At 63.0% G+C, this 16323-nt stretch carries 15 protein-coding genes; 9 read left to right on the forward strand and 6 right to left on the reverse strand.

Annotated elements, in window-relative coordinates; all coding sequences use genetic code 11:
• Positions 1–42 precede the first annotated feature (42 nt).
• The 5 genes from B9A12_RS06620 (at position 43) to B9A12_RS06640 (ending at position 6060) form a co-directional block, all read left to right on the forward strand.
• Positions 43–765 carry an ABC transporter ATP-binding protein gene (locus B9A12_RS06620; protein WP_084057094.1) on the forward strand — a complete coding sequence of 241 codons (723 nt, stop codon included), beginning with the start codon at positions 43–45 and terminating at the stop codon, positions 763–765.
• The gene (locus B9A12_RS06625; RefSeq protein ID WP_084057095.1) at positions 762–1979 is read left to right on the forward strand and encodes an ABC transporter permease; all 1218 of its coding nucleotides are present in this window, start codon (positions 762–764) and stop codon (positions 1977–1979) included. The genes B9A12_RS06620 and B9A12_RS06625 overlap by 4 nt, the downstream gene beginning before the upstream one ends.
• Positions 1980–2002: 23 nt before the next feature.
• On the forward strand, positions 2003–3232 hold the full coding sequence (locus tag B9A12_RS06630) for an ABC transporter permease (protein WP_084057096.1): 1230 nt from the start codon (positions 2003–2005) through the stop codon (positions 3230–3232).
• Between the two features lie 119 nt (positions 3233–3351).
• Positions 3352–4434 carry a formylglycine-generating enzyme family protein gene (locus tag B9A12_RS06635; RefSeq protein WP_084057097.1) on the forward strand — a complete coding sequence of 361 codons (1083 nt, stop codon included), beginning with the start codon at positions 3352–3354 and terminating at the stop codon, positions 4432–4434.
• Positions 4435–4722: 288 nt separating this feature from the next.
• Positions 4723–6060 carry a M48 family metalloprotease gene (locus B9A12_RS06640; protein ID WP_084057098.1) on the forward strand — a complete coding sequence of 446 codons (1338 nt, stop codon included), beginning with the start codon at positions 4723–4725 and terminating at the stop codon, positions 6058–6060.
• A 153-nt stretch (positions 6061–6213) separates the two neighbouring features.
• Here the strand turns inward: B9A12_RS06640 and B9A12_RS06645 are convergent, their stop codons facing one another.
• From B9A12_RS06645 to glnH, 3 genes are all read right to left on the reverse strand, one after another.
• Complete coding sequence (locus B9A12_RS06645; RefSeq protein ID WP_084057099.1) at positions 6214–6942, reverse strand: amino acid ABC transporter ATP-binding protein; 729 nt, start codon at positions 6940–6942, stop codon at positions 6214–6216.
• A gap of 4 nt (positions 6943–6946) precedes the next feature.
• Complete coding sequence (locus B9A12_RS06650) at positions 6947–7618, reverse strand: amino acid ABC transporter permease (protein WP_084057100.1); 672 nt, start codon at positions 7616–7618, stop codon at positions 6947–6949.
• A 191-nt stretch (positions 7619–7809) separates the two neighbouring features.
• Positions 7810–8556 (reverse strand): glutamine ABC transporter substrate-binding protein GlnH, encoded by a 747-nt coding sequence (gene glnH / locus B9A12_RS06655; RefSeq protein WP_084057101.1) that lies wholly within the window; start codon positions 8554–8556, stop codon positions 7810–7812.
• Between the two features lie 331 nt (positions 8557–8887).
• Between glnH and B9A12_RS06660 the strand changes: the two genes are divergently transcribed.
• Complete coding sequence (locus B9A12_RS06660) at positions 8888–9259, forward strand: PilZ domain-containing protein (RefSeq protein ID WP_084057102.1); 372 nt, start codon at positions 8888–8890, stop codon at positions 9257–9259.
• A gap of 40 nt (positions 9260–9299) precedes the next feature.
• Here the strand turns inward: B9A12_RS06660 and B9A12_RS06665 are convergent, their stop codons facing one another.
• On the reverse strand, positions 9300–10460 hold the full coding sequence (locus B9A12_RS06665; RefSeq protein WP_084057103.1) for an aminotransferase class V-fold PLP-dependent enzyme: 1161 nt from the start codon (positions 10458–10460) through the stop codon (positions 9300–9302).
• A gap of 659 nt (positions 10461–11119) precedes the next feature.
• On the opposite strand from B9A12_RS06665, the gene B9A12_RS06670 reads away from it, so the two are divergent.
• From B9A12_RS06670 to B9A12_RS06680, 3 genes are all read left to right on the forward strand, one after another.
• Positions 11120–11959, forward strand: a complete 840-nt coding sequence (locus B9A12_RS06670; RefSeq protein ID WP_084057104.1) for an ABC transporter substrate-binding protein — start codon at positions 11120–11122, stop codon at positions 11957–11959.
• A 105-nt stretch (positions 11960–12064) separates the two neighbouring features.
• A complete protein-coding gene (locus B9A12_RS06675) occupies positions 12065–12754 on the forward strand; it encodes an ABC transporter permease (RefSeq protein WP_084057105.1) in 690 nt (229 codons plus the stop codon).
• Between the two features lie 4 nt (positions 12755–12758).
• On the forward strand, positions 12759–13799 hold the full coding sequence (locus B9A12_RS06680) for an energy-coupling factor ABC transporter ATP-binding protein (RefSeq protein WP_084057106.1): 1041 nt from the start codon (positions 12759–12761) through the stop codon (positions 13797–13799).
• A 258-nt stretch (positions 13800–14057) separates the two neighbouring features.
• Here the strand turns inward: B9A12_RS06680 and eutJ are convergent, their stop codons facing one another.
• Both eutJ and B9A12_RS06690 read right to left on the reverse strand, forming a co-directional pair.
• Positions 14058–14873, reverse strand: coding sequence for an ethanolamine utilization protein EutJ (eutJ, locus tag B9A12_RS06685; RefSeq protein ID WP_084057107.1), 816 nt, complete (start codon positions 14871–14873; stop codon positions 14058–14060).
• Between the two features lie 4 nt (positions 14874–14877).
• On the reverse strand, positions 14878–16308 hold the full coding sequence (locus B9A12_RS06690; protein ID WP_084057133.1) for an aldehyde dehydrogenase family protein: 1431 nt from the start codon (positions 16306–16308) through the stop codon (positions 14878–14880).
• Between the last annotated feature and the right edge of the window lie 15 nt (positions 16309–16323).

Below are 16323 nucleotides of genomic sequence, written 5' to 3' on the forward strand. Positions count from 1 at the left end.
CCGCGACGGCCTTTGGGTGCCCTGTTTTGGAAAGGCGAGGTCATGAGCCTCTGTGTGCTGGAAAAGGTGAGCAAGACCTACACCACGGGAGACCTGGTGGTCTATGCCCTGCGCCAGGTGGACCTGACCATCGACCCGGGGGAGTTTGTGGCGGTCATGGGACCCTCCGGGTCCGGCAAGACGACCCTCATGAACATCTTGGGCTGCCTGGATGTACCTTCCTCCGGTCGCTACGCCCTGGCCGGTAAGGACGTGACGGCCATGGACGACGATGAGCTCTCCCGGATGCGAAGCGAGCACATCGGGTTCATCTTCCAGAGCTTCCACCTGCTCCCTTACGCCACGGCGCTCGAAAACGTCTTGCTTCCCACCCTGTACCTGGAGCGCCCCGTGGACGGAGGCAAAAGCCGGGCCTTGGAATTGCTGAGCCTGGTGGGACTGGAAGACCGGGCGCACTTCCGGCCGAACCAACTTTCCGGGGGGCAGCAGCAGCGGGTGGCCATCGCACGGGCCCTTATGAACGATCCGGAACTGGTCCTGGCCGACGAGCCCACGGGAGCCCTGGACACCACCACGGCCGCCGGAATCATGCGCCTGCTGTCGTCGCTCAACGAACGGGGCAAGACCATCGTGGTGGTGACCCACGATCCGGAAGTGGCCGCCTACGCACGCAGGGTGATCCGCATGCGAGACGGCGTGCCCACGGAACAACCCTCCGGCCGGACGCCCCGTCCCCTCACCGCCCACCCCCCCGTGACGCCATGAGACGGTTTATCTCCAGCCTTCATCAGGCCCTCAAGGCGGTGCGAGCTTTCAAGCTCCGCGCTGTTTTCTGCATCGCCAGCGTGGCTTTGGGTATCAGTGCCATCACGGTGATCGTGGCGGCCACCGAAGGCGCTTACCGAAGGGCCTACGAGATGGTGGATCGGTTCGGTCCGGACGCCATGCTGGTTCTGGGCGGCAGTGCGGAAGCCCGGGCCATCGGCCGCCGGGACAAGACGATCACCGTGCAGGACGTGGAGGCTCTCCGCCAGGCCTTCCCCACGGCCTACCTGCTCGTGCCCATGAGTTCGGTTCGGGAGGTGAACATCTCCTACGGCAACCGCAGGCACCAGACCCGGGTGACCGGCACCACCGAAGGCTACAGCCGCAGCTGGTCCTGGCCCGTGGTGGACGGTCGGGATCTGAGCGAAGCGGACGTGAAGGGAATGCGCAATGTGGCTCTGATCGGCGCCCAGGTGGCACGAGAACTCTTTGCAAACACGGACCCCATCGGCAAATTCTTCTTTGTCCGCAACGTGGCCGTGCGCGTGGTCGGGGTGCTGGAAGAGCGGGGGACGACCGGGGCCGGCCACAACCTGGACGACCGGATCGTCATGCCCATCACCACGGCCATGAAAAAACTTATGAATGAGAAGACATACGTGAACGCGGTGCGCATCCGCTTTCTGGACGCCAGGAACATGGGTCGGTACCGGCAAGAAGTGCGGGCCTTTCTCCGGCAACGCCATGGCCTCAAACCGGGCCAGCCCGATGATTTCCGCCTTCTCTCATCGGAGGAAATCATCCGCTTTTTGGTGGCGCTCACGGGCTCGCTGGTGATCTTTATCGGGATCACGGGCGTCATGGCCCTGGTGGTGGCCGGCTTCGTGCTGGCCAATCTCTTCCTGCTGTCGGTCAGCGAAAGGAGTGGCGAGATCGGCATCCGCCGAGCCGTGGGAGCGCGACGCAGGGACATCCTGTTCCAGTTTCTCCTGGAGGCCATCGCGCTCACCCTGGTGGGCGGCCTGCTGGGATTCGTCCTGGGAGTGGCGGCGGGCCCGTTGCTCAAGCTCGCGGCGGACTTTCCCATCTACTTTTCCTGGAAGGCCTTCGCCGCGGGTCTGATCCTTTCCATGCTGGTGGGCCTGATCTTCGGGCTTCAGCCGGCCCGGCGGGCCGCCGCCGTCCATCCCATCCAGGCCATCCGAAGCGGGTAGGCGCGGAGGAAAGCACGGTTACCATGAACTTGTTACGGATCCTCTTGAACCTTCGGATCGCCCAGCGTTCCCTGGCCACCTTCAAGCTGCGAACGGCCCTGGCCATTCTGGGCGTCTTTCTGGGAACCTTTTCCCTGGTGGTGGTCTCGGGCCTGACCCGATCCATGGCCCTGAAGACCCAGCAGGAAGTGGCCGCCCTGGGGGAGAACCTGCTGATCGTCCAAAGCGGCATCGTCCGCACCTTCGGGAACCGGGCGCGTCTTATGAACCAGGCCACCACCTTGACCTTGGAAGACGCCCGGGCCATCCTGGAAAGCACCCCGTCCGTCACCCACGTCTCCCCGTCGTCCGGCAAGACCTTTCCCGTGCGCTACGGATCCCTCCTGCTGAAGGATGTGATGGTCACCGGAGCCACGCCCAATTATCCCCTGGTGCGGAACTTCCACCCGGAACGGGGGCGCTTTCTGACACCGGACGATGAAAGGAACCTTCGGCGCGTGGCGGTTCTGGGCCGCAAGATCGCCGACACGATCTTTCCGGGAACGGACCCCCTGGGAAAGATCGTTCTCCTTTGGCGCGTGCCCTGCCGGGTGGTGGGCGTGATGGAGCCCAAGGGATCCGACGTGTCGGGCTTCGATCAGGACAATCAAATCTTCGTGCCCCTGTCCACCTTTCTCAAACGCTTCACCCACCAGACCTATGTGTCCACCGTCTATGTGAAGGTGATCCGGGAGGAGGCGCTGGCGGCGACCAAACGAAACCTGGAAGACTTGTTGCGGACCCGACACGGGATCGAGCCGGGAGAGCGGGACGACTTCACGGTGGTGGATCTTCGGGACGTGATGTCGCTCAAGAACCAGGCCATGGACATGATCTCCCTGCTGGGACGCATCGCCGCGGCCGTCTCCTTCGCCATCGGGGGCCTGGGGATCCTTTCCATCATGATCCTCATGGTCAACGAACGCCGCTTGGAAATCGGCCTGCGCCGGGCCGTGGGCTCCCGACGCCGGGATGTGGTCACCCAGTTTCTGCTGGAATCGTCCGTGATCGCCCTGGCCGGAGGCATCCTGGGAGCGGTCTTGGGCCTGGCTGCAAGCCTTGCGCTCTTCCATCTTCTGGGCTATCCCCTGGTGGCTTCCTGGCCCGGACTGATCTTGGGCTTCGGCGCCTCCATTTCCGTGGGCATCCTGGCGGGGATCTACCCCTCTCAGCGGGCCCTGGCCATCCAGCCCGTGGATGTGATGCGGACCTGAGATAGGTCCCAGCGGTTGTCTTGCGCCAGGCCATTTGATATTCCAGCCGGGCGAATCGCCTCCATAGGAAAATACGCTGTGGTGTCCACTCCACCTCAGCGGCAAGGGGACGTTATTTTATGAAACGCTGGCTGCTTTGGATCTTTGTCGCCGCGCTCGTGGCGGCAGGAACCCTTCTCTTCCTGGACACACACCCCGTGAAGGAATGGGAAAACCAGGGTGCACTCCTCATGGAACGCTTTTCACAGACCAAAGAGGCGGCCCGGGGGGCCCTGGACAAATTCCTGGCCGCCTCGCCCCGGAAGACTCCCCAAAAGACCCCGGGCCGGCCCACCTCCCCTCCGTCCCGCGGTACGGAAACCGCCTCGGCGCAGGTTTGGAAGGAGCCGATCACGGGCATGCGCTTCGTGTGGATCCCCGGCGGCTGTTTTCCCATGGGCAGTGACCCGGGAGAAGACGGGCGCGATCGGGACGAAGGCCCCAAGCACCAGGTCTGCGTGGATGGATTCTGGATGGGACGCTCCGAAGTCACCCGGGGGCAATTTCGAACCTTCGTGGAGAAGACGGGTTATGTGACCGACGCGGAACGACAAGGCTATTCCTGGGTCTACGACGGCAAATGGGAAAAGAAGCCGGGCTATTCCTGGCGCCGGCCTGGTTTCGCCCAAACCGACGATCACCCTGTGGTCCACGTGTCCCTCAACGATGCCCAAGCCATGGCCCACTGGCTGACCCAGCATTCCAAGGGCACCTTTCGGCTGCCCACCGAAGCGGAATGGGAATACGCCTGCCGGGCGGGCACCCTGGGTGCCCGCTTCTGGGGGGAAGATCCCGCCGCGGCCTGTGACTTTGCCAACGTGGCGGACAAAACCGCCCGAAAGAAATTTCCGGCCTGGCGGATCCACCCCTGTTCGGACGGGTTCGTCTTCACAGCCCCGGTGGCAACGTTTCGGCCCAACGGCTTCGGCCTGTACGACATGCTGGGAAATGTGTGGGAATGGTGCGCCGACGTCTACGATCCCCAGGCGTACCGGAACCATTCGGAAAAGAACCCCGTGGTGGAAAAGGGCGGAACGGCCCGGGTGGTGCGTGGCGGCAGTTGGTACAGCCAGCCGCAATACGTGCGCTCGGCCGGGCGGGATCAACTGAGCCGACCCGATCGACGCAGCCAGGACCAGGGCTTTCGTCTCATCCGCCGGTAAGTGGCCGCCCCGGGGATCACGTGCGTTCGAAAGGCCATGGCGCCCTGGGCACCATCCTTGCACCATCCACAGGTGGGAGCTTGTGCCAGAACGCCCAGGGGGTCCCCTTCTTGTGCGGACGAAAGGCTGGGGCTCCCAGGCGGGCACGCGCTGCCGGCCCGGCCTTGCGGGAGTAGGGGCGGATTGCGAACCCATCTTCTCCCGGGCGGATCCCTGTGGTAGCCTGGATGGCCGGAAAGGTCAGGGGATCGTCGGATGCCACGTCCAGGGGAAACGAGGTGACGGATCATGGGAGGCGCACACAAGAGAGGGAACCGCAAGGGCCGACGGCACCTTCCGGCTGTGTTGGCCGTATTGGCCGTATTGATGGTCACGGCGGCCTGCGCCGTGAATCCGGTGACGCACCAAAGCCAGCTTTCGCTCATGAGCGAACAGCAGGAAATCGCCACGGGTCAAAAGCTCTACCCCCTCTATACCCAGATGTCCTACGGGCTCTTTCAGGATCCCGACCTGCAGGCCTATGTGAAAAGGATCGGACAACGCTTGGCCGCCGTGAGCCACCGGCCCCAGGTGCCTTACGATTTCAATGTGGTGAACAGTTCGGACCTGAACGCCTACGCTCTCCCGGGAGGCAAAATCTCCATCACGCGGGGGCTGGTGGCCAAGATGCAAAACGAAGCGCAGCTGGCGGCCGTCTTGGGCCACGAGATCGGCCACGTGGCAGCGCTCCATCCCACCAGCAGCTACACCCGGCAGGTGCTGGGAGGGCTCTTCACGTCCGTGGGGTCCCTGGTGCTGCAGACGGCAGGGGTGCCGGGCGGGGACCTGATCTCCCAGGCGGGACTCCTGGCCACCAACCTCACCCTCATGAAATACAGCCGCGACCAGGAACGGGAGGCGGACGAACTGGGCATGGAATACATGGTGCGCGCGGGCTACAACCCGGCCGGTTTCGTGCAATCCATGGCCATCCTTATGGACGAAAGGGACCGGGAACCGTCCCAGCTGGAAAGCTTCTTTTCCAGCCACCCGCTCACCACGGAGCGCGTGGCGGCGGCCAACAGGCGCCTGGAACGCTACGGAACGCAACTGCGCACCCCGCAGGCCCTCCGGAGAGAAACCTTTCGTCGCAAGACAGCCTACCTGAGGCAAGTGGAACCGGCCTACGAGCTCATGGACCAGGCCAAGGAAGCCCTGGGGAATAAACGCACCGGCGAAGCGCTGCATCTCCTTCGCCAGGCCACGTCCCGAGCGCCCCGCGAGGCGCTCCTGTGGGTCTATCGGGCGGTTGCCGAAGACCTGGAGGACCACGAGGGACAAGCCCTTTCCGCCGCCCGCAAGGCCGTGCGGCTCTATCCGGACCTCTACCACGCCCGCTATGTGGCCGGGGTGATCACCTTCAAGGCCGAAGCCCACCGGGAAAGCCTGGAGCATTTGCAAGCGGCGGACCGGCTCGTTCCCGACCAGCCTTCCGTCACCTTCTACCAGGGCCGCAACTGGGAAGCCATGGGACAAAGGGATCGGGCGGCTCGCGCCTACTACGCGGTGCTGAAGAAGGTCCAAAAGGGACCCATGGCCCAGTATTGCTATCGTCGCCTGGTCCAGTGGGGATACATTCGAAGATAGGAAGGAACGGCGGCCCGACGCTTCCAACCGCGACCGGGGCCGCTCCAGCCCCCAACAGCGTCCGCAGGCATCACCCCGGGTCGCGGATCACAGGCCGGGAGGGCCGGCCGTCATCCTTTGGCTTGTGCCCGGGCGCCCTGGCCGCCGATGGGATCAGTGGGCAATCACCTTGCCCAGGAAATCGCGCAGGCGGGGATTTTCAGGATTGGAGAAGAAGGCCTCCGGCGGCCCCTCTTCCTGGATGCGCCCGCCGTCGATGAAGATCACCCGGTCCGCCACTTCCTTGGCGAAGCCCATCTCATGGGTTACCACCACCATGGTCATGCCTTCCCGAGCCAGCTGCTTCATGACCTCCAGCACTTCCCCCACCAACTCGGGATCCAGCGCGGACGTGGGCTCGTCAAAGAGAATCACCTTGGGCTGCAAGGCCAGTGCCCGTGCAATGGCCACGCGCTGCTTCTGCCCCCCGGAAAGCTGGTCCGGGTAGTTTTCCGCTTTGTCGGCCAATCCCACCTTGGCCAAGAGCTCACGGCCCCGCTCTTCCGCTTCCGCCGAACTCAACCCCCTCACCTTCACCGGCCCGAGGGTCACGTTGTGGAGGACCGTCATGTGCGGAAAGAGGTTGAACTGCTGGAAGACCATGGTGGCCTCGGCCCGCACCAGGTTCATGTTGGTCTTGGGATCGGTGATGTCCTTTCCGTCCACGATGATCCGCCCGGCCGTGGGCTCTTCCAGTCGGTTGATGCAGCGCAGGACCGTGGACTTTCCCGACCCGGACGGTCCGATGATGCACACCACCTCTCCGGGACGCACGTGCAGATCGATCCCCTTGAGCACTTCCAGGGAGCCGAAGGATTTGTGTAGGTTCTCAATGCGTATCATAGGCCTATTTTTCCGGAAGGACCCGAAGGTGTTGTTCCAGCGCTCGCAACGCCTTGGCGATTCCCAAGGTCATGACCAGATAGACGATCCCCACCGCCATGTAGACTTCGAAGGCTCGGAAGTTGACCGCCACGATCTCCTGACCGGTGCGAAGCAGCTCGCCCACGCCGATCACCATGAGCAGCGAGGTGTCCTTGAGGCTGATGATGAACTGGTTGCCCAGCGGGGGAATCATGCGCCGGAACGCCTGGGGCCAGATGATGTAGCGCATGGTCTGGGAACGGGTCAGGCCGATGGAGCGCCCCGCTTCCATCTGGCCCGGGTCGATGGATTGAATGGCGCCCCGAACGATCTCGGCAATGTAGGCGCCGGAATTGACCGCGATGACAATGATGCCGGCCATAATGGGTGGAATGCGCACCCCTAATGCCATGGGCACACCGTAGTAGAGGAACATGGCCTGCACCAGCATGGGCGTTCCCCGGATGCTCTCGATGTAGACTCCCGCCAGCTTGCGAAGGAGGATGTTTCGCGAAATCTTCATGAGCCCGGCGATCGAGCCCAGAATGAAGCCGAAAAAGAGCCCCCCGATGGTGATGACCACGGTGAGCTTCAACCCCCGCATCAGCATGGGGAAGGTTTCCACAACAACGCTGGGTTCAAACTGAAAAGCCATGTCTGTCCTGTCCCCCCGTCCACCCGGCGATCCCAAGATGGGCAAAGAAAGCCGCGCTCCCCGGCTCGAACCGCGGAGCGCGGCACCCACATCTCAGGCGGGCGTCGGGCTTTCCCCCTCGCCCCGTCGCACATCACGGGGCGCAATACGCCCCAACCGCTTTCGGGAACCGCTCGGCCGGGGCTGGAACCTTATTTGGGTTCGGTCTTGAACCACTTCAGATAAAGATCGCGGTACGTGCCGTTTTCTTTTAGCTTCTTCAGGGCCTCGTTCACCTTGGGAACCAGCGGGCTTCCCTTGGGAAAGGCGATGCCGTAGGACTGGCCCATGTAGAGCGGACCCACCACCTTGACCAGGCCCTTGCCGCGCTTGTTCATGAAGTCGGCGATCACCGGAGAATCGAAGACCACGGCATCGGCACCGCCGCTCAAAAGCTCCATGAACATGGCGTCGTTGTTGGGATAGAGCTTCACCTCCTTGGCCTGGGCGTTTTTCTTCACGAAATCCTCGGAGGTGGTTCCCAGCTTGGTGGCCACGATCTTGCCCTTCAGGTCCTCCACCTTCTGGATGTCCTTGTTGTCGGCGCGCACCAGAATGAGAAGCCCCGCATTGTAGTAGGGATCGGAAAAGTCCACCACTTTGGCCCGTTCCGGCTTGATGGTGATCCCGGCGATGCCCACGTCCAGCTGACCCGACTGCAGACCCGGGATGATGCCGTTGAAGTCCATGGGTTGCAGGTCGTATTCCACACCGATCTCCTTGGCGATCGCCGCCCACAGTTCCACATCGAAACCGGTGTGAACGCCCGTCTTGGGGTCCTTGAACTCAAACGGGGGAAAGTTGGTGTCCGTGGCCACCGTGAGCTTTCCGGCATGGGCCGTTCCCATCAGGAAAAGACCTGCCGCCACGATCATGAACAGGGCGATGATTCTTTTCATGAGCTTCCTCCTTGCTTTTCTTGTTTGGGTCTTGCCTGGGCCTGCCGGCGCCGACCAGACGCGTCGGCAGCCACTGCTCGCACACCTAAGGCCGCTTCCTTGTGCCTCAAAACGGAAAATGTTTCAAGAGATTAAAGAGACTTGCAAGATCCCTAACGGATCTTGGGCCTTGCTGGCCTAGATCGGACGTGGCATCCTGATGAGAAGTTGGGTTGCCGTGGCCCGGCACCCTTCCCAGCCTTGGAAGCGGTGGGGATGATCCCACCGGCATTTCCCATGGGTAGCCTGCCCGGGCCGATTGAAGGGTCGGAGGAAAGGAAGCAATCAGCCCATGTGGCCCTTGGTGGATCGACGCAAATCGAAACGATACCCGGTTTCCTGGCAGGCGGTTTTGCAAGCCGCTTTTCAGGGGGAAAAAGCCACCCTGGAGGTGGCCGTGGTGGATGTGAGCCTGGGAGGAGCGCGGCTGGAGACGCCGTCGCTCCAGATGGGACCCCGTCATGTGATGGCGGACCACCCTGAGCGGCTGGAACTGGAGATCCTCCTTCCGGCCGGCCTATTCACCGCCCCCGTCCAGATTCGCTGGACCCGGTACCTGGAGGATCTTCGAAAGTTCCACGTGGGAGTGTCCTTTGAGGATCTGCCCGGATCGAGCCTGGCCGTGCTCAAGGAGGAACTGAGCGCCGTCGCCCGGGCGTCCTGAAAGAACGCCCCTCTCTTCCCGCACGCCTTTGCTCATTTGCTCAAGCCGGATCCAGGGCGTTGAGAACGCCAACGGCCCGATCCACTTCCTCATCGGTGGTGCACCAGTGGGGCGCCAGGCGCAGGTAACCGCATCGGGCGGAGACAAAGACGCCTTCCTGTGCCGCCTCTTTCATGATCCGGTCCGGATCTTCGCGGGTGATGAAGGAAAGGATGCCGGACCGATGGGGGCCCGAAAAGAGGAGCGGACGATACCGATCCCGATCGATGGTGGCAAGGATCCGATCCTGGAGCCGAAAGATCTCGGCGGCGACGGCATCCGCCGGATAGGGAAGGACCGCCGCCTTCAGGCAGGCCTCCAGAGCGGCGGCCAGGAACGTGGGGGTGGTGCTGTATTCGAAGCGTCGGGCCGAGGTGTGGGGCTGCCAGGTGTGATTCAGGTAGTCGTCTCCCTGCACCATGGATTCGGCGCCCACCAGGACGTGGGCAAGCTTCCGGCGGAATTCGGGAGCCGTGTAGAAAAGCCCCGTGCCGGTGGGCCCAAAAAGCCACTTCCAACCCGATGCAGCCACCGCCGCGATGTTCCACTCTTCCGGACGCACGGGCAGGGCCCCCAGGCTCTGGGCCGCATCCACCACCAGGTCGATACCCCGTTCTTTGCAAAATGCGCCCAATTCCTTCAGATCCGCCGCAAATCCGCTGGTGAACTGCACGTGACTCACGGCGATGATCCGCGTTCGCTCCGTGGTCAGCCGCCTCACATCTTCCATGGACCACCCGCAGGGCCGCCGGCCCGTGTCCCCGTCCCCCATGGGACGATCGGGCAGCAGCACCAGCTCCACTCCCCGTTTTTCCTGAAGTTTCCAGGGGTAGTGATTGGCCGGATATTCATGCACGTAGCTCAAGATCTGATCCCCGGGCTGGAAGGGATACCCGTTGGCGATCATCCCCATGGCCTCGGAGGTGTTCTTCACGAAGGCCACGTTGCCGGAACGGGTGGCCAAAAGCCGTGCGGCGGCTTCTCGCAAGGCCTCCACCACACCAAAGTACGGGACCAAGCCCGGTCCGCCTCCGCGCATCTGGGCCTCGGCGGCCTCGGCCAGGGCCCGGCAGGCCGGCCGGGGAAGAGGGGAAATGGCGCAGTGGGCCAGGAAAGCCCCTTTTTCCTTTACGGGAAAAAGTTCCCTCGTCTTTTGAAACATGCCTTCCACTCCACACGAAAAGGTTGGACGATCACCCCGAAAAACCGCCTCTTGCGTGCCCCCTTATCTTTCCTTGAACGATCTGCACTTCCCTTGTTCGCTCCATTTAGGTTCATGCCACGGCCCACCGTTTTCGTCCAGGCCGAAATGGGGGCGCCCCCCGCCAGACGGCCATGCCCGGCCATGGGGCCCGGGAAAGGGAGAAGATTCCGATCGCTATGCCTCTATTGACATAGCGCTCGCCCTTACTTACACTCCCGCCTATCTGCACCTGTCCGAAAGAACCGATTTTGGCGGTTTGGGGCACGATAAGTTGGCGAAATGGCCTTGCCCCCGAGGCTGATTTTGCGTTCCCAGTCCGACAATGGTCTTTCTGCTCTTTTGGGCGATGGCGGACGGGTTGCAATTCCGCTGTGCCATGTGGCTCTTTGGGAGTTCTCAGACAGCCCCCTGCCGGGGCGGGTTCCAAATCCGCCCCCACAGGCAGGCAGCGCGGGCCGGTGGATCCTGGCTTCAGCAAAGCATGGAATAGGAGGGCGAACCCCTGTCTTGCGCCGGGCCCCATGCCGTTCAGAGAGCCCCTCGAAAACGGGGGCATCGACCAGCGTCTGGATGAGCGCGCGATGTTGGATGGACGGGACGACACAAGGAGAAAGGCGATGAAAGCAGCATGGCGAAAAGGGCTTATTGGGGCGGCTTTGGCCTTGGCTTTTTTTGCGTACGCGGGAGCCACGGCGCTGGCGGCGGACCGGATCCTGCTCGCGACCACCACCAGCACGGACAATACGGGCCTTTTGGACTACCTGGCGCCCAAGTTCCAAGAAGCGACCGGTATCGAGTTGCGCTGGGTGGCCGTGGGAACCGGCAAGGCATTGGAGCTGGGCAAGAACTGCGACGTGGATGCGCTCTTGGTCCACGCACCGGCAGCGGAAGAAAGGTATGTGGCCGAAGGCTACGGGGTGGAAAGGACCCGGATCATGTACAATGATTTCGTCCTCATCGGGCCCAAGGAGGATCCGGCGGGCATCCGGAAAATGCAGGTGACGTCGGCGTTCCAGACCCTGGCCCGGGGAAAGGCCTTGTTCGTAAGCCGCGGCGACAACTCGGGCACCCACAAAAAGGAGCTGTCTCTTTGGAAGGCGGCCGGGATTCCCGTTCAGGACAAGGCCGATTGGTACCTCCAGACCGGCCAGGGGATGCTGGCCACCATCCGTGTGGCCGCCGAGCGCCGCGGATACACCCTCACCGACCGGGGGACCTACATCAAGTATGAGCACACCATGAAGGGCGATCCCCCCCTGGTGATTCTGGTGGAAGGAGACGAAAAGTTGTTGAACCAGTACAGCGCACTGATGGTGAACCCCCAGCGCTGTCCCCAGGCGAAAGCGGATCTGGCCAGAACTTTCATCCATTGGCTGGCTTCGCCCGAAACCCAAAACACCATCGCAGACTACAAGTTGCTGGGAAAGGCTCTTTTCACCCCCAACGCCGCAAGGTAGAAGCCGGTAAGGCCCCCTGGCGCCCTCGATCCTTCAAGGCCGCGTCCTGCCGCAAAGGCCGGGGGCTGTTTGCCGTGGGACGAACGATGCACTAAGGAACCGTCCATGAACTACTTGATCGAAGGCTTCGTCAAGGCCCTGCACCTCTTGCTTACGGGACACCCGGAGACCTTTTCCGCCATCGAAACCACGCTCCAGGTGACGAGCTACTCCATGGCCGCCAGCCTGGTTCTGGGCATCCCCGGGGGCTTTTTACTGGGATATCACGAGTTCCGGGGCAAGCGGGCCGTGCGCACCCTGGTGGACACGTGCCTGGCCCTTCCCACCGTCTTGATCGGCCTTCTGGTCTATGCCTTCATTTCCCGCCGCGGCCCCCTGGGAACGTGGGGGCTTTTGTTTACGCCGGTGGCCATCGCCTGCGGCCAGACCATCCTGGCCCTTCCCATCGTGGTGGCGCTGGTGGCCACGGCCATTGAAGGCTTGGATCGCCAGCTTCGCATCAGCCTGCTCAGCCTGGGAGCCCGAGGCCACCAGGTGCTCATGACCAGCATCTGGGAAGCGCGTCACGGGGTGGTCGCGGCGGCGCTGACCGCCTACGGCCGGGTTCTGACGGAAGTGGGTATTTCCATGATGGTGGGGGGAAACATCAAATGGCATACCCGCACCATGACCACCGCCATTGCGCTGGAGACGGGCAAGGGCGAATTCGCCATGGGAGTGGCCCTGGGCCTGGTGCTCTTGGCCATCGCCTTTGTGGTCAACGTATCTCTGGCCTTCCTGAAAAGGAGAACGTGACCCCGTGGGCTGGATCTACCAGGCGGAAAACCTGCAGCATCGCTACGGCACCCAGACGGTCTTGCAACTGGACCATCTGAGCATCGAGCGCCACAAGATCGTGGGCCTCATGGGCCCCAACGGAAGCGGCAAGAGCACGCTGCTTCGACTGCTGGCCTTCGTGGAATCGCCCAGCCGGGGCCGGATCGCCTACTTTCCGGCGGACGGCCGACAAAGCAGCGAAGCCGCCCGTTTACAGGTGACCCTTATGGGCCAGGAGCCCTATCTGCTCAAACGCACCGTTCTTGCCAACGTGGTCTACGGCCTCAAGGTCCGAGGCGAATCCGAAAATCTGGAAAAGCGGGCCGCCGAGGCGTTGCAATGGGTGGGCCTTCCGCCACGGGCCTTTCTCAAACGCCGCTGGTTCGAGCTTTCGGGAGGCGAAGCGCAGCGGGTGGCCCTGGCGGCCCGTCTGGTCCTTCGGCCCAAGGTGCTTCTTCTGGACGAGCCCACGGCCAGTGTCGACATGGAAAGCGCGCAAAGGATCCGGGAAGCGGCCTTGCGGGCCCAGCGCCAATGGGGCACCACCGTGGTGGTGAGCAGCCACGATCGCCACTGGCTCTTTGAGGTCTGCGACGCCATGTTGCATCTTTTCAAAGGGCGCCTGGTGGGATCAGGAGCGGAAAACATCCTCCTGGGCCCCTGGAGACGGCGCACGGACGATCTGTGGGCCAAGCTTCTGGAAGACGGCCAGGAGCTGGTCCTGCCCGGGGCGCCCGGCCCCGATGCCATCGCCCTCATTGCGCCGGACCAGCTCCAATTGAACCTGGCACCGGAAGGCGCGCCGTCCCCGGTGGCGCCATTGGATGTGCCCTGCCGGGTTGCGGGGACCCTGCTCCGGCTCACCCTGGAGCGGGCCAGCGGCCGCATTCTGGCCACCGTGGCTGTGGGCCGCAGCCTTTTCACCGCCAAGATCCCCTGCGGCGGGTCCCACCGGGAACGCTTCTATCCCGGTCAGCGGGTCACCATCACCTTCCCGACCGAAAACGTGCAATGGCTTGTTTAGGAGGCTGTCTGACAATGAGCTCTTGGCCTTTTGGGCCTTTCTGACAAATGCAATGCAACTGTGCCATGTGATGTTTCTTGAGCTTTGCAGGGGCGGGTTCGGAATCCGCCCCGACAGCCGCTTGGCCAGGCCGGCCCCACGGGCCCGCCCCACCCTGCCGACCGCGCAAGCAGGGAGCAACCTGGACCTTTTCGGGCGCGCTTCGAGCCGACTGCCCCAGAAGGGCTCATCGCCCCACGACCGCAATAGATGTTTGATTCAATTCATAGGCAGAGAAGCGATGGCTAGAGGAGTGAGCAGCAGAGGCCGACTCGGCACTTTGACCGGTAGGCCCAATTCGCTGGTAAAAACCGCCTCGATCCCTTCCAGACAGCAGGTGCCTCCCGAGAGGATGATCTCCTCCACATCATGGCCCCCGATATGTCCCCCCACGATGTCACAGATGCGCTGGAGGGTGGGCCGGGCCATATCCAGGATGTTCCAATCGTCCGGCGACCGCTTCTTTTCTTCCGCCTCTTGAAAGGACAATCCGGTTCGACCGGCGATCACCAAAGTGATGTGGGTGCCCCCGGTGGGCTCGTCATCGCTGAAGACCACTTCGCCGCGGCCTAGGATGGCCGTGCCGGTGGTTCCTCCCCCGATGTCCACCACCGCGGCCCGATCCAGGTCCAGAAGGGCGCCCACGCAGCTGGGTTCGTCCACCACTTGAACCACGTCCAGGCCCGCCGTTTCCAGGATGTTGGTGGAGAGTCTGGGATCGGTTCCCGGAGGAAAAGACGTGGACGCTTGCGTGATCTCCACGCCAAGGCGGGCTTGGGCCTTGGCCACCAGGCGCCGTACGATGTCGACCGCTCCCACAAAATCCACTACCACACCGTCACGAACCACCTGAGCCCACTCTAGAAATGCCGCCAGCGGCCGCGCGTGGTCATCCACCACCATCAGGACCACGTCGGCCGTTCCCAGGTCCACTCCCACGTGGAAGGGCCCTTCGTATCGGATCGGCTCCTCACAGTTGAGGATCCGGTCGGCCTCCACCAGAAGTGTGTTGACCTCCTGCCAGCTTCTGCCCATGGCATCACACGATCCGGAAGCTGCCCACCAGGGTGCATCTGCGCAACCGCACAAAAGTGCGTGCATTGGTAACCCCTTCCCCGGTTGGGGTGCTGATGGTCATGGACGTCCAGCCTTCCCCCCCGGCCCCCAGGCCCGCCAGGTGCGGACCGTTCTTGACGAACAGACTGGTGTTGACTCGGGTGGCCATGGCGTCCATGCGATCGATGTTGCGTGAATGGAGCCCTACCGTGTGGCTCAAGCCGCGTTCCAGGATCATGGCCCATTCCAGGGCTTCCTCGAAGTCTCTTGCCCGGAGAAGGGGCAGCAGGGGCATCATCTGTTCCGTGCGGGCAAAGACGTGGTCCAGGTCCCGGCCCACATCCACAAAGAGAAGCCGAGTTTGCGGAGGCACGGAAAAGCCGCCGGCCTCGGCCAGATTGTGGGCATCTCTTCCGACCCATTTGGGATTGGGGCGGGCCTTAGGTCCGGGATAGTCCAATAAAACGGCCCGCGCGATGGCTTCGGCCTGATCCAGGGAAATCTCCACCGCCCCGCATCCCTTCAGTTCGTCTTTGAGCGAATCGGCGATGGCATCCACGGCGATGATTTCCTTCTCGTCGCAGCAGATAATGTTGTTGTCGAAAGAGGCGCCGTCATAGATGCTTTGCGCCGCCCGCGCCAAGTCGGCCGTTTCGTCCACCACCACCGGGGGGTTACCCGCTCCGGCCGCAATGAGGCGCTTGTTGGTGGTTTTCCGCGCCGCTTCCACCACGGCCTCGCCGCCTGTAACCACCAGCAAGTGGATACCGGGAAAGGTAAAGAGCTGCTGGGCCGACTGGATGCTGGGTTCCCGCACACAGGTGAGGAGGTTCTCGATCCCGGTTTCCTCATGGATGGCCTGATTGAGCATGCGGATGGTCTCTTGACTCACCCTCTTGGCCGAGGGATGCGGAGCGAAAACCACGGCGTTGCCCCCCGAAAGCATGCTGATAGCGTTGTTGATGACCGTGGCCGCCGGGTTGGTGGACGGCGTCACGGAAGCGATCACTCCCCACGGAGCGTTTTCGATGAGGGTGAGGCCGGCGTCTCCCGTGATAGCATTAGGCTGGAGGATTTCCGGCCCCGGGGTCCGCTGGGCCACCAGCAGATTCTTTTTGACCTTGTCCTCCACGCGGCCCATGCCCGTTTCTTCCACGGCCAACTCCGCCAACCGACGGGCGTTGGCCCGCGCCGCCCGGCGAATGACCGCCACCACCCGTTCTCGCATGGCCACCGTGCCAATACGCGGGTAGGCGTCCCGGGCAGCCGCCACGGCGTCTTCCACCTTTTCGAATACCCCCCAGTCACCTTGAACCCCATTGGGGCATTGGGCCTGGGCGGAGGAGGCCTCCCCGGTCAGTTGTTGGATCACCTGTTGTACAATGTTCTCGATGTCTTCCTGTCGGAGCGCCATGATCATATTCCTTCA

Origin of the sequence: Desulfacinum hydrothermale DSM 13146, from assembly GCF_900176285.1 — a bacterium.
GTDB classification, from domain to species: domain Bacteria; phylum Desulfobacterota; class Syntrophobacteria; order Syntrophobacterales; family DSM-9756; genus Desulfacinum; species Desulfacinum hydrothermale.

Excerpts from the sequence above, each read along its gene's own strand:
- B9A12_RS06620 (WP_084057094.1), top strand. The coding sequence starts at position 43 with ATGAGCCTCTGTGTGCTGGAAAAGGTGAGCAAGACCTACACCACGGGA.
- B9A12_RS06625 (WP_084057095.1), top strand. The coding sequence starts at position 762 with ATGAGACGGTTTATCTCCAGCCTTCATCAGGCCCTCAAGGCGGTGCGA.
- B9A12_RS06630 (WP_084057096.1), top strand. The coding sequence starts at position 2,003 with ATGAACTTGTTACGGATCCTCTTGAACCTTCGGATCGCCCAGCGTTCC.
- B9A12_RS06635 (WP_084057097.1), top strand. The coding sequence starts at position 3,352 with ATGAAACGCTGGCTGCTTTGGATCTTTGTCGCCGCGCTCGTGGCGGCA.
- B9A12_RS06640 (WP_084057098.1), top strand. The coding sequence starts at position 4,723 with ATGGGAGGCGCACACAAGAGAGGGAACCGCAAGGGCCGACGGCACCTT.
- B9A12_RS06645 (WP_084057099.1), bottom strand. The coding sequence starts at position 6,942 with ATGATACGCATTGAGAACCTACACAAATCCTTCGGCTCCCTGGAAGTG.
- B9A12_RS06650 (WP_084057100.1), bottom strand. The coding sequence starts at position 7,618 with ATGGCTTTTCAGTTTGAACCCAGCGTTGTTGTGGAAACCTTCCCCATG.
- glnH (WP_084057101.1), bottom strand. The coding sequence starts at position 8,556 with ATGAAAAGAATCATCGCCCTGTTCATGATCGTGGCGGCAGGTCTTTTC.
- B9A12_RS06660 (WP_084057102.1), top strand. The coding sequence starts at position 8,888 with ATGTGGCCCTTGGTGGATCGACGCAAATCGAAACGATACCCGGTTTCC.
- B9A12_RS06665 (WP_084057103.1), bottom strand. The coding sequence starts at position 10,460 with ATGTTTCAAAAGACGAGGGAACTTTTTCCCGTAAAGGAAAAAGGGGCT.
- B9A12_RS06670 (WP_084057104.1), top strand. The coding sequence starts at position 11,120 with ATGAAAGCAGCATGGCGAAAAGGGCTTATTGGGGCGGCTTTGGCCTTG.
- B9A12_RS06675 (WP_084057105.1), top strand. The coding sequence starts at position 12,065 with ATGAACTACTTGATCGAAGGCTTCGTCAAGGCCCTGCACCTCTTGCTT.
- eutJ (WP_084057107.1), bottom strand. The coding sequence starts at position 14,873 with ATGGGCAGAAGCTGGCAGGAGGTCAACACACTTCTGGTGGAGGCCGAC.
- B9A12_RS06690 (WP_084057133.1), bottom strand. The coding sequence starts at position 16,308 with ATGGCGCTCCGACAGGAAGACATCGAGAACATTGTACAACAGGTGATC.